Here is a 12977-nt window from a genome sequence, read left to right as displayed (position 1 = left end):
TACCTCTTTCTGTTTACGGCAGGATTTTCTTCAGCAAATGCTCAAGCGTGGTCACTTCATCCGCCGTTAAGTTTTTTGTTAGTTCCTGGTGCAGGTCTTGCCCTACTAATTGATGACACTGCTCGCAAATTGCCGCGCCATGCTCGGTGAGTTTCACCAGCACGCCTCGCTTGTCATGTGGATTCGGAAGCCTTTCTATCCAGCCTTTACAGGCCAGCCTGTCCAGCATCCGCGTAAGGGCGCCGAGATCGACAGACAGCACTTTTTTCAATTCGACAGGGGTAATACACACCGCGCAACGGATGGAGCAGAGCACCTTGAACTGCGATGCCGTGATATCCAGCGGTGACAGATAGTCGTTTAGCAAACGATCTTTTTTCTGATTAACCATGTAGATCAAACGACCCAGTGGGATGATTTCGTTAAACAGATCACTGGTGCTTTTCACAATGGTTGCCCTGGCAAGTAGTTAGTCACGGCTGATATTATTGCTTAGGCAAATATAAGTCAAATGAATGGGTCAGCAAATGCCACGTTTTGCTAAATCATCGGACTCAATATCTGGCGAGTGGAATTTTAACGGTTTGAAAATTATGGTTTATACGTGCGGGTGAAAAATGAATCCTTACACCGCGAAAATGGCTTATCTCCCGGATTTCACCGTATACTTGCCGTTGACGATTAACGCACAGGAAAGATGACATTATGATGGACTTGTTTAAAGCAATAGGACTGGGGCTGGTAGTCCTGTTACCGTTGGCAAACCCGTTAACCACCGTGGCGTTGTTCCTCGGCCTTGCCGGCAACATGAACAGCGCAGAGCGTAACCGTCAGTCACTCATGGCGTCCGTTTACGTGTTTGCCATCATGATGGTGGCGTATTATGCCGGACAACTGGTGATGAATACCTTCGGGATTTCGATTCCCGGGTTACGTATCGCGGGCGGGTTAATCGTTGCGTTTATCGGCTTTCGAATGTTGTTTCCACAGCAGAAGGCACATGACTCTCCGGAAGCGAGAAGCAAATCAGAAGAACTGGAAGATGAACCGACTGCCAATATTGCATTTGTTCCGCTGGCCATGCCAAGCACCGCGGGTCCGGGTACGATTGCAATGATCATCAGCTCGGCGTCCACCGTGCGTCATGGGGCTGAGTTCCCGGACTGGGTGATAATGGTCGCACCGCCGATTATTTTTGCCGTGGTCGGGGTTATCCTGTGGGGCTGTTTGCGCAGTTCTGGGGGAATTATGCGCCTGGTCGGCAAAGGCGGTATTGAGGCGATCTCCCGACTGATGGGCTTCCTGCTGGTATGTATGGGCGTGCAGTTTATTATTAACGGCGTGCTGGAAATCATTAAAACTTACGCTTAAAACAACGTGCCCGGTATTGTCTACCGGGCACGCTTTTATGAATGCTGAGGCTGCTCTTCCAGTGATACTGGCCATTTACGGAAGATAATCACCGACCATATGAACGCCACAACCGCAGGCACTGCACCTACGTAACCAATCGTAGACATTGACCAGTGCAGACTCACCTGATTTCCCACCAGCGCGCCAGCGCCTATCCCGATATTAAAGATACCAGAGAAAAGGGCCATTGCGACGTCGGTGGCATCCGGGGCCAGCGCCAGCACTTTCACCTGCATACCCAGGCCTATCAACATAATGGCGATGCCCCAGAATATACTCAGGACGGCCAGATGCATTTCGCTGTCCGCTGCGGGCAGTAACAGCACCAGACACACCGTCAACAGGGCAATGGCGCTACTAATCAATACGGAAGCATGTTGGTTACCCAGCTTGCCAAAAATGACGCTACCGACAATCCCCGCGCCACCCAGAACCAGCAGCAGCACGGTGGCAAAGTTTGCGCTCAGCCCGGCGACGGTCTGTACAAACGGTTCGATATAGCTGTAGGCCGTGTAATGCGCGGTGACCACAATCACCGTCAGCAGATACAGGCTCATCAATGCCGGACGGCGGAATAAAACCGGCAGGCTTTTTAATGAACCGGAATGCTCACTGGGTAATTTTGGCAGGAGCTTAATCAAGCAAAGTAGGGTGACTAACGCCCCCATACCGATGGCGAAGAAGGTGGTACGCCAGCCAAAATACTGGCCAACGATGCGCCCGATAGGCAGGCCCAGCACCATCGCCAGCGCGGTGCCGGTCGCAATCAGGCTGAGAGCCTGCGCGCGTTTCCCGGCAGGAGCCAGGCGAATCGCCAGCGATGCGGTGATCGACCAGAAAATAGCGTGGGCAAAAGCAATACCAATACGGCTGATCACCAGCACGGTAAAATTCCATGCCAGGAAAGAGAGAACGTGGCTGGCGATAAAAACGACAAACAGGCAGATCAGAAGTTTGCGGCGTTCTACCTGGCTGGTAAGCAGCATGAAAGGCAGCGACATCAGGGCGACAACCCAGGCGTAGATCGTCAGCATGATCCCGACCTGAGCGGTCTGCATATTAAAACTTTGTGCGATGTCGGATAACAAACCGACAGGGACAAACTCGGTGGTATTGAAAATAAAACCGGCAATGGCAAGCGTAACTACCCGAAGCCACGCGACCTTGCGGGAAACAGTGTCTGTTGTCATATCAATTAGGTGGATTAGCTGCGAAAAGGTAAGGCCACGATCTTAAAACTTTTGCTGGCTAAAATACAATCATTTCGTGATGAAGATCTCATTTCATTGACTGGGTGGCAAAATTGAGTGCCGAACATTTCGCGTAATTTTAACTGTTTCATTATTAATGAAATTCCGGGCGTGAGAATTCACCCGGAACGCTATTTATGGCGTTGTTTGAGAATCGCGAATTATTCCGTGCTTTTCGACAACTGAGGGTTCAATACCTCAATAAACGCTTCCAGTTGCCTCGTCATTGCCCCTCTGCGCCAGACCAGCCACGTATTCAGCCAGCGCCAGTTTTCGCTTAGCGGCCAGGCGTGGACCTGATGGTGTCCTGGCATGCTCTCCAGCATCGAACGCGGGATCAGCGCGATACCCGCACCGGCAATGACGCAAGCCAGCATGCCGTGATACGACTCCATTTCATGAATGGTGCCAGGCATTGCGCGATCGGCATGAAACCAGCTTTCAAAATGGCGACGATAGGAACAGTTGGCGCGAAAGGCGTAAATGCTGCAACCGTTAACGTCGCTGGCCCGCTGGATAGGGGGATGACCGTGCGGAGTGACTATCATCATCTCTTCACGGTAGACCGGCATTCCTTCAAGACCTGGATGAGTAATTGGGCCGTCGACAAAGGCGGCGTTCAGCGTCCCGTCGAGCACGCCGTCCAGCATCGTGCCTGAAGGACCTGTCGCCAGCGCAAACTGAATTTTGGGGTAACGCTGATTATATTCAGCCAGCGTGGCGGGGATCCGCACAGCGGCAGTACTCTCGAGCGAGCCAAGAGAGAACAACCCCTGCGGTTCATCGCCGGCGACGACCATTCTCGCCTCGTCAACCAGGGCGAGGATCCGCTGGCTGTAGCGTAAAAAATTGTGCCCGGACGGGGAAAGCCGCAAACGCTGATTTTCACGAATAAACAGATCGACGCCAAGGTCGGCTTCAAGCTGGCGAATACGGGTGGTGAGATTGGATGGCACGCGATGCACCTTCGCGGCGGCCTGCGTAATACTGCCTGTCTCCGCGACGGCGTTGAACATTTCCAGTTGCGTCAGATCCATAATGTTCTCTGTTCGTGAATGGTGTGGTTAATATTATTCATTTTTCAGAAAGAGTAAATATGCGCATGATATGACCATACCCTGCGATAAAGAGAGGCACTTATGACTATCACAGCAGCAACACATGCGATTTCCGTTAACCCTACCAACTGTGAAAGGTTGGCGGCAATGCCGTGGGCCAGTACTGAAGAGATTGCACATGCGCTGAGCCTTGCCGCGAATGGCTACCGCGAATGGAAACACACTGCCGTTGAGCGCCGTGCGCAAACGCTGCGTCATATCGGGCAGGCTCTGCGTCATCGCGCCGAAGAGATGGCGCAGTGTATCTCACGTGAAATGGGGAAACCCATCAAGCAGGCGCGTGGTGAAGTTGCCAAATCAGCCGCATTGTGTGACTGGTATGCCGAACATGGACCGGCGATGCTCAACCCGGAACCTACGCTGGTGGAGAACAACCAGGCGGTGATTGAGTATCGCCCCGTTGGAACTATTCTGGCGATCATGCCGTGGAACTTCCCGCTCTGGCAGGTACTTCGCGGCGCCATTCCAATTCTGCTGGCCGGAAATGGCTATCTGTTAAAGCATGCGCCAAACGTAACCGGCTGTGCTGCGATTATCGCGCAGGTTTTTGCTGATGCGGGCGTTCCCGCGGGTGTTTATGGTTGGGTGAATGCCGATAACGCCGGGGTAAGTCAGATGATCAATGACCCGCGTATCGCGGCGGTAACGGTGACGGGCAGCGTTCGAGCCGGTGCGGCGATTGGTGCTCAGGCGGGTGCGGCGTTGAAAAAATGCGTGCTTGAACTGGGGGGTTCCGATCCGTTTATTGTCCTTAATGATGCTGACCTCGATCTGGCCGTTAAGGCGGCGGTCGCCGGTCGTTATCAGAACACCGGACAGGTTTGTGCGGCAGCAAAGCGCTTTATTATCGAAGAAGGAATTGCGGCAGAATTTACGGCTCGTTTTGTGGCGGCCGCGAGCGCGCTCAAAATGGGCGACCCGCTGAACGAAGAAAACGATCTGGGTCCGATGGCAAGATTTGATCTGCGCGATGAGCTGCATCAGCAGGTCGAAGCCTCCCTTGCCGAAGGCGCGCGGTTACTTCTCGGCGGGGAAAAAATCGCGGGTCAGGGCAATTACTATGCCGTGACGGTTCTGGGGGATGTCACCCCGGAGATGACGGCTTTTCGTCAGGAGCTGTTTGGCCCGGTTGCAGCGATTACCGTTGCAAAGAATGCGGAACATGCTTTAGCGCTGGCTAATGACAGTGATTTCGGCTTATCAGCCACGGTGTTCACCGCGGATGAAGCTCTGGCGCAGAAGATGGCGTCACGCCTGGAGTGTGGGGGCGTATTTATCAATGGTTACAGCGCCAGCGATGCCCGCGTTGCTTTTGGCGGCGTGAAGAAAAGTGGTTTTGGCCGCGAGCTTTCACACTTTGGTCTGCATGAGTTTTGTAATGTACAGACCGTCTGGAAAAACCGCCTCTGATGGTGTGGGTGCCTCCGATGGGGGCACCGGCCTTAATTCTGCAATATTTCTGTCTACGGCATGAATCTCACCCGCTCATGCAGACCGTGGCCAGATTCCGCCTTCCGGCCTGACGCTGCGTATTCAGCTCTGTTATACTCGCAGGCCTTTCATACCTGCGAGCAAGGAGCATGTTGTGGCCAGGGCCATGGACAATTCAATTTTAGAGACCATTGTGCAGCAGGTTCGTCCGCTGATTGGTCAGGGTAAAGTCGCTGATTACATTCCTGCCTTAGCTTCTGTCGACGGTTCAAAACTGGGTATTGCTATTTGCACCGTCGATGGACAGCAGTATCAGGCGGGGGATGCGCAAGAGCGCTTTTCTATTCAGTCAATTTCAAAGGTGCTCAGTCTGGTCGTGGCGATGCGTCACTATCAGGAAGATGAGATCTGGCAACGCGTCGGCAAGGATCCTTCCGGGCATCCTTTTAATTCCCTGGTGCAGTTGGAAATGGAGCAAGGCATCCCACGCAATCCCTTTATCAACGCCGGGGCGCTGGTGGTTTGCGATATGCTGCAAGGACGTCTGAGCGCACCGCGTCAACGGATGCTGGAAGTGGTACGGGCGCTAAGCGGCGTTTCGGATATCGCCTATGATACGACGGTGGCGCGTTCTGAGTTTGAGCACTCGGCGCGTAACGCGGCTATTGCCTGGTTAATGAAGTCCTTTGGCAATTTTCACCATGACGTGACCACCGTTTTGCAAAATTACTTTCACTACTGCGCACTGAAAATGAGCTGTGTGGAGCTGGCGCGCACGTTCGTCTTTCTGGCAAATCAGGGACATGCTTTTCATCTTGCTGAGCCGGTGGTGACACCCATGCAGGCCCGACAGATCAACGCGCTGATGGCGACCAGTGGCATGTATCAGAACGCAGGGGAATTTGCCTGGCGAGTGGGCTTACCGGCGAAATCTGGTGTGGGGGGCGGTATCGTGGCTATCGTGCCTCACGAGATGGCGATTGCCGTCTGGAGTCCGGAACTGGATGCGGCGGGAAATTCGCTGGCGGGTATCGCCGTGCTGGAGCAATTAACGCAACAACTGGGGCGCTCGGTTTACTGATGAACACGCTCGATCCTCTTTTTGCCCGGCTGGCGAAATCAACGTTTCGCTCGCGATTTCGCCTTGGCCAGAAAGAAAGGCAGTATTGTCTGGATAAAGGCGCGCCGGTTATCGAACAACACGCCACGGATTTTATTGCCAAACGGCTGGCGCCCGCGTTTCCTGCCAATGACGGTAAGCAGACACCCATGCGCGGGCATCCGGTATTTATCGCTCAACATGCTACGGCGACCTGTTGTCGGGGATGTCTGGCGAAATGGCATGATATCCCTCAGGGTGTGGCGTTAAACGATGAACAGCAGCGTTACGTTGTCACGGTTATCTACCACTGGCTAGTGATCCAGATGAACAAGCCATAGATAACATAATCCTATGATATGACTCCTTGTGTTGTGCAATTGTTAAAAGCAGTATGAAGGGGTCATTCTAAGGAGAAAAAAATGGCTTCCTGTAAACCCTGCTTTGTGCTGAGCGCGGCCCAGATTCTGTCGAGAATCGATGAATTCAGCGACATCCTTGAAACATGCGTCAATGATGGCGCCTCTGTCAGCTTTATGCTCCCTTTTAGTGGTGATAAATCACGGCCTTTCTGGATAAGTGTCGCGCAAAGCGTTGACCGTGGAGAAAGGATTGTTCTGGGTACGCAGAACGCACAGGGAGTGCTTGTCGGTACCGTCCAGCTCATTATCGATCAACCCGAAAACCAACCTCATCGTGCTGATGTCGCCAAGCTGCTGGTTCACCCCTCAGCGCGGCGCGGTGGTGTTGCCCGGATGTTGATGAACGAACTCGAAAACTGCGCGCGTCAGCAAGGGAAAACGCTGCTGGTGCTTGATACAGCGACGGGCAGTGGCGCTGAGTTGTTCTACCACAATTGTGGATGGCAACAAGTAGGGGTGATACCGGACTATGCAAAAATGCCTGACGGGAAGCTGACCGGGACCACACTTTTCTACAAAACTCTCTAATTTGTCGCCGGGGATTGATCAAAACAGGGTTTCAATGTATTAAAGTTTGCTAACCTATTGGACCAATTCAATCAGGTTGTATGACTAATTAAAAAGGGAACCCATTGTGCAAACACTAAATCGTCGCGATTTCCCCGGTGCTCAGTATCCTGAACGCATTATTCAGTTTGGTGAAGGAAACTTCCTGCGCGCCTTTGTTGACTGGCAAGTCGATTTGCTGAACGAACATACCGATCTGAACGCTGGTGTAGTCATTGTTCGTCCTATCGAAAGTACCTTCCCGCCATCGCTGAGTACGCAGGATGGTCTCTATACCACCATCATTCGTGGTTTGAATGAGAAGGGCGAGGCCGTAAGCGATGCCCGTTTGATCCGTTCGGTTAACCGCGAAATCAGCGTCTATAGCGAATACGATGAGTTCCTGAAGCTGGCGCATAATCCAGATATGCGTTTTGTGTTCTCCAACACGACTGAAGCGGGCATCAGCTACCACGCGGGCGATAAGTTTGAGGATGCACCGGCGGTGAGTTATCCGGCTAAACTGACCCGACTGTTGTTCGAACGCTTCAGCCATTTTAATGGCGCGTCGGATAAAGGCTGGATTATCATTCCTTGCGAACTGATTGATTACAATGGTGATGCGCTGCGGGAACTGGTCCTGCGCTACGCTCAGGAGTGGGCGCTGCCGGAGGCATTTATTCAGTGGCTGGATCAGGCCAACGCATTTTGCTCCACGCTGGTGGACCGCATTGTTACCGGTTATCCGCGTGACGAAGTGGAGAAACTGGAAGCTGAGTTGGGCTATCACGATGCCTTCCTCGACACTGCAGAACACTTCTATCTGTTCGTTATTCAGGGACCGAAGTCATTAGCTGCAGAACTGCGTCTGGATAAGTATCCGCTCAATGTCCTGATTGTTGATGACATCAAACCGTACAAAGAACGGAAAGTGGCGATTCTCAACGGCGCACACACCGCACTGGTTCCCGTTGCCTGGCAGGCAGGGCTGGACACCGTGGGTGAGGCGATGAATGACGCAGAGATTTGCGCCTTCGTTGAAAAAGCGATTTATGAAGAGATCATTCCGGTACTGGATTTACCCCGCGATGAGCTGGCGTCTTTCGCCAGCGCGGTGACCGGTCGATTCTGCAATCCGTACATCAAGCATCAGTTGCTGTCGATTGCTCTGAACGGCATGACTAAATTCCGTACCCGTATTTTGCCGCAGCTGCTGGCAGGGCAACAGGCCAGCGGTAAACTGCCGGCGCGCCTGACGTTTGCGCTTGCCGCGCTGATTGCTTTCTATCGTGGAGAGCGTAACGGTGAGGCTTATCCGGTCCAGGATGATGCGCACTGGGTGGCACGTTTTCAACAGCTGTGGTCCCAGCATCATGACCGCCAGATAAGCACCGAAGAGTTAGTCAAATCGGTACTGGGCGTTAAAGAACACTGGGAACAGGATCTGACTCAGGTTTCCGGACTCGTGGAGCAGGTTTCAGCCGATCTGGATACCATTCTGGCCAAAGGCATGCGTGAAGCCGTTAAGCCATTGTGCTAAGAAGACAACCCGGCTCAGGCCGGGTTTTTTATAGAACATTCTTTAGTTACAACATACTATTATTTATTAATAACTACACCGTTCTGTAACTCCGGTGCGCGGTGGTTCTGGCAGAGCAAAAGTTGTTTAGTTAATGTTGCGATTAACTTGCAACATTGATCATGATCGCGTCTAATGTGATGGATTTCACATTTTCCCGAAGAAAACCATGATCGTTCGCCCCCAACAACACTGGCTACGCCTGATATTCGTCTGGCATGGGTCGGTATTATCCAAAATCTTTTCACGACTGCTGCTGAACTTCCTGCTCTCCATCGCCGTTATTATCATGCTTCCGTGGTATACGATGCTGGGAATCAAATTCACCCTGGCGCCATTCAGCATTCTCGGCGTGGCGATTGCAATCTTTTTAGGTTTTCGCAATAACGCCTGTTATTCACGTTACGTTGAGGCCCGACACCTGTGGGGGCAGTTGATGATTGCTTCGCGATCGCTACTGCGTGAGGTAAAAACCACCTTACCGGACGACGCCGAATTAGGGCAGTTTGTTCGTCTGCAAATCGCCTTTGCACACTGTTTACGCATGACTTTACGTCGAAAGCCACAGGCAGAGCCGTTGGCGAAGTACCTCAGCGAGAAAGATCTGCAGACGGTATTTGCCTCACAATCTCCAGCAAACCGCATTTTGTTGTTGATGGGAGAGTGGTTGGCCGTGCGCAGGCGTGATGATCAACTGTCAGACATATTATTTCATAGTTTAAACAATAGATTAAACGATATGTCTGCGGTACTGGCTGGTTGTGAGCGGATTGCGAATACGCCGGTCCCGTTTGCTTATACTTTAATCCTTCATCGCACGGTATACCTGTTTTGTATCATGCTGCCATTCGCGTTAGTGGTGGATCTGCACTACATGACACCGTTTATCTCGGTGCTTATTTCCTATACTTTTATCTCGCTCGACACGCTTGCAGAAGAGCTTGAAGATCCGTTTGGCACAGAGAACAATGACCTGCCGCTGGATGCGATTTGCAATGCGATCGAAATCGATTTGCTGCAGATGAACGATGAAACAAATGTGCCAGCAAAACACATGCCTGATAAGCATTACCAACTAACTTAGTTACGTTCGTTTTGCCACCAGGCTGGCTGCATATCGGAAAACGAATGAAACTCTGGTGCCAGGTCTTCATCGTTAGGGTCATCAAAAGCCCCGGCTAAAAGTGCAATTACCGGGGCATCATCAATAGCGCCCACGGAACTGCCGCACTGAGGGCAAAAGGCTCGACAACTCGTTTCTGATGAGCGCCAGGTTGTCGGTTTTCCGGCTTTTCCGGTCCATTCCACATTTTTCGCATCAAACTCAATCCAGACGACGGTCGGTGCGCCCGTATGTTTCCGGCATATATCGCAGGAACAGGTATGGGAATTATTAGGACTGCTGGCCGTGAAGCGGATCGAACCACAAAGACACCCACCAATGTAGACTTTAGACATAACAACTCCCGTCGGAAACACGTGGCAAGACACTAGCAGATGCCTCGCATTGTCACTAGATCCTTATGTTAAAAAGGCGAGGGCGCTCATAGGCGATCCTCTATTCCTGTGATCTATCTGATGATAAATGCTTAATTATTGCGTTGCGCAACAATAAACAATCGGGGAAATGCCAGTAAAATTTTGCCATTTTCCTGCAGTGGATATTGCTCCTGAAGTAGTTCGTGGTAGCGCGCCAGATACTGACGTTGCTGGCTTTCTCTCAAATCCTGTAACCAGGGGCGCAGGCCTGTAGAACTTACCCAGTCGATAATTGCTTGATGAGAATCCATAATGTGATAATACGTGGTGCGCCAGATATCCACCTCACAGCCAGTTTCGGTCAAAATATCATAGTAGGCATGCACGCCAGGCAGTGGCGCACGGCCCCGGTCCGGGAAACCCTGTTCATAAGCCACTTCGCGCATCAGAACATGCGTGGGTTCCAGCCAGTTATCCGGCATTTGTACGGCCAGAACGCCGTTGCGACCCAGCAGCGATACCAGGTTCGGCAATAGTTCATAGTGATCGGGTACCCATTGTAAAGACGCATTTGCGTAAAGCAGATCCACAGGATGCTCGGGCTGGAACTGACTGATATCCGCTTCAATAAAATGGCATTGCGGTAATGCGTTGCGCGCTTCATTCAGCATGGCGGGTGAGGAATCAACCCCGGTTATTACAGCCGAAGGCCAGCGCTGATGCAGTAATGCCGTGCTGTTTCCCGGACCACAGCCAAGATCAACAACTGAACGAATACTCTCTAACGCCACTCTGTTGAGTAATTCCGCTGCGGGTCTTGAACGTTCAGTTTCATATTGCAGATAAAGCGAAGGGTTCCAGTCAGCCATGAATGAATCTCCAGTATGAGAGAAAAAGGCAGAAAGGACCGCATAAGTCCTTGCCGGTGAGCCATTTCATTTAGAAGATTATATGATAATGAAGGATAAGGGCAGAAATATGCCAGGAAGACAGATTGGCATGTCAGTGGTTTGCCTGCGAGAAATACAGTTATCAATTTTGATGTTCAGTGAGTGATGCGGCACAAGTCGAAAATGGTTAGCGCTGGTAACGGCATCTGAAAAGAGGTTTGGCCATCATTATCGAGCAGCACAAGGATTACCATAAAGCATCAGATTCTACCTTACTTAACATCAGTGCGCATAATGTATATTATGTTAAATGCAATTTGGTATTTGATGGATGCTTAGTTCATACCCCTTAGCTGACGCCGTTCCATCAAATCCTTACCCTTCCCTTATCTGCTACGGTAACAAGTTTTCGTCAGATGACCCCGAATGCAGATCCCTCTTTAGCCATTCTCAGTTTGGCGGTTCCGGTTGGTACACAGTGATGAAAAACGATAAGGTCAGAGCTGTTGTCGCCTTCGAGTCAGGAAGCCAGGAAGCCAGGAAGCGGTTTTTTTCATTCCTGGAAAAGCTCCCCCTGCTAATCCTGACTGAAAACTGCTGGACATGACTGTCTGCCTTGAGCAAAAACAGACAGTCACTTTGATTTTCTACCGTAAATTTTTTCTTTTTTTATAATCAATGTATCGGGCTAGATATTTTTGTAACAACTTTATAAGTTAAAGATCTGCCGCAATAACAGATTCCTTTATTTATAATTAGAGGTTTGCAACGTTGTGATAGACTTTTTGAACATCATCGTCATCTTCAAGGGCATCAACGAGTCCTGCAAAGATTTCTAAATCTTCTGGTGAAAGTTCAACTTCTGATTGAGCAATCATTTCTAATTCTGTTGTTGAGAATTCAGTAATCCCTGCGGCTTTCAGGGCTGCAATTCCTTTATGAAGGTCTGTAGATTCAGTATAAATAACGATGTTTCCCTCTTCTTCGGTTACATCGCGAACATCTACATCAGCATTAAGCAAAATTTCAAAAATATGGTCAGGATCTGTTCCTGCAAATACAATCACCCCGGTATTGTCAAACATATAGCTGACAGCACCTGCCGCTCCGATATTCCCGCCTTTTTTATTGAAAATTGAGCGGACATTAGCAATCGTACGGTTAACATTTGACGTCAACGTTTCAGCGATAATCAGTGAACCACTTGGACCAAAGCCTTCATAACGCCCTTGCACGAACGTTTCATCGCTGCCGCCTTTGGCTTTATCAATTGCTTTATCAATAACGTGTTTAGGAACCTGTGCTTGTTTCGCACGTTCAATAACGAATTTTAAAGCTGAGTTTGATTCTGGGTCTGGTTCACCTTGTTTGGCAGCAGCATAGATTTCTACACCGAATTTTGCATATATATTAGACGTTGCACCGTCTTTAGCAGTTTTTTTAGCAACAATATTTGCCCATTTACGTCCCACTGGAATAGTCTCCTCAGAAATTCATTTACATTACATGCAGATTAATAGCCTGCAAATTTTTCCGCAATATTATATCATGATATGTAAACTCTCGTCCATGAAAAACAAAATATCCATGTTTTACTAAATGTTACTTTAATTTTATCAATAGTTAACATTATGGATATGTTATTTTCGTTTTTTTTAGATCTTTAGTTTTTTAATTTTAATAGTTGAATGGTAGCAATAATACATAAATAAAGAGAAGCTGAAGTAACAATCCAGGTATAAATACCCAC

Annotated in this window: 13 protein-coding genes; 7 read left to right on the top strand and 6 right to left on the bottom strand. The window is 50.2% G+C overall.

Going from position 1 to position 12977, the window contains the following annotated elements:
* Positions 1-13: 13 nt before the first annotated feature.
* Positions 14-448: a multiple antibiotic resistance transcriptional regulator MarR gene (gene marR, locus N0B36_RS15340; RefSeq protein WP_016156485.1), complete on the bottom strand. Its 435-nt coding sequence runs from the start codon at positions 446-448 to the stop codon at positions 14-16.
* Positions 449-705: 257 nt separating this feature from the next.
* Here marR and N0B36_RS15335 point away from each other — a divergent pair, with 257 nt between their 5' ends.
* Positions 706-1371 (top strand): MarC family NAAT transporter, encoded by a 666-nt coding sequence (locus tag N0B36_RS15335; protein WP_016153073.1) that lies wholly within the window; start codon positions 706-708, stop codon positions 1369-1371.
* Positions 1372-1406: 35 nt separating this feature from the next.
* On the opposite strand, the gene N0B36_RS15330 is transcribed toward N0B36_RS15335, so the two are convergent.
* Positions 1407-2603: a sugar transporter gene (locus N0B36_RS15330; protein WP_019076778.1), complete on the bottom strand. Its 1197-nt coding sequence runs from the start codon at positions 2601-2603 to the stop codon at positions 1407-1409.
* A gap of 221 nt (positions 2604-2824) precedes the next feature.
* Positions 2825-3700, bottom strand: a complete 876-nt coding sequence (ptrR, locus tag N0B36_RS15325) for a putrescine utilization regulator PtrR (protein ID WP_016153075.1) — start codon at positions 3698-3700, stop codon at positions 2825-2827.
* Between the two features lie 102 nt (positions 3701-3802).
* Between ptrR and sad the strand changes: the two genes are divergently transcribed.
* The 6 genes from sad (at position 3803) to N0B36_RS15295 (ending at position 9942) form a co-directional block, all read left to right on the top strand.
* Positions 3803-5191, top strand: a complete 1389-nt coding sequence (sad, locus tag N0B36_RS15320) for a succinate-semialdehyde dehydrogenase (RefSeq protein WP_216403438.1) — start codon at positions 3803-3805, stop codon at positions 5189-5191.
* Positions 5192-5366: 175 nt separating this feature from the next.
* Positions 5367-6293, top strand: coding sequence for a glutaminase B (glsB, locus tag N0B36_RS15315; RefSeq protein WP_259688591.1), 927 nt, complete (start codon positions 5367-5369; stop codon positions 6291-6293).
* On the top strand, positions 6293-6652 hold the full coding sequence (locus N0B36_RS15310; protein ID WP_016153078.1) for a DUF4186 domain-containing protein: 360 nt from the start codon (positions 6293-6295) through the stop codon (positions 6650-6652). The genes glsB and N0B36_RS15310 overlap by 1 nt, the downstream gene beginning before the upstream one ends.
* An 81-nt stretch (positions 6653-6733) precedes the next feature.
* The gene (locus tag N0B36_RS15305; protein ID WP_259688590.1) at positions 6734-7261 is read left to right on the top strand and encodes an N-acetyltransferase; all 528 of its coding nucleotides are present in this window, start codon (positions 6734-6736) and stop codon (positions 7259-7261) included.
* Positions 7262-7367: 106 nt separating this feature from the next.
* On the top strand, positions 7368-8819 hold the full coding sequence (locus tag N0B36_RS15300) for a tagaturonate reductase (RefSeq protein ID WP_016156489.1): 1452 nt from the start codon (positions 7368-7370) through the stop codon (positions 8817-8819).
* A 208-nt stretch (positions 8820-9027) separates the two neighbouring features.
* Complete coding sequence (locus N0B36_RS15295; protein WP_200046706.1) at positions 9028-9942, top strand: bestrophin family protein; 915 nt, start codon at positions 9028-9030, stop codon at positions 9940-9942.
* Here the strand turns inward: N0B36_RS15295 and N0B36_RS15290 are convergent.
* The 3 genes from N0B36_RS15290 to N0B36_RS15280 form a co-directional block, all read right to left on the bottom strand.
* Positions 9939-10316, bottom strand: a complete 378-nt coding sequence (locus N0B36_RS15290) for a GFA family protein (RefSeq protein WP_047500428.1) — start codon at positions 10314-10316, stop codon at positions 9939-9941. The genes N0B36_RS15295 and N0B36_RS15290 overlap by 4 nt on opposite strands.
* Before the next feature lie 131 nt (positions 10317-10447).
* The gene (gene tam, locus N0B36_RS15285; RefSeq protein ID WP_103766294.1) at positions 10448-11206 is read right to left on the bottom strand and encodes a trans-aconitate 2-methyltransferase; all 759 of its coding nucleotides are present in this window, start codon (positions 11204-11206) and stop codon (positions 10448-10450) included.
* A 776-nt stretch (positions 11207-11982) separates the two neighbouring features.
* Entirely contained in the window at positions 11983-12699 is a 717-nt protein-coding gene (locus N0B36_RS15280; protein ID WP_016153084.1) for a YebC/PmpR family DNA-binding transcriptional regulator, read from the bottom strand.
* Positions 12700-12977: the final 278 nt, after the last annotated feature.

The sequence above is a fragment of the Citrobacter sp. XY323 genome, from assembly GCF_025106035.1.
In the GTDB taxonomy this organism is placed as follows: Bacteria; Pseudomonadota; Gammaproteobacteria; order Enterobacterales; family Enterobacteriaceae; genus Citrobacter; species Citrobacter braakii.
The sequence above is the reverse complement of the archived record's forward strand: the minus strand, read 5'-3'. Positions and strand labels throughout refer to the sequence as shown.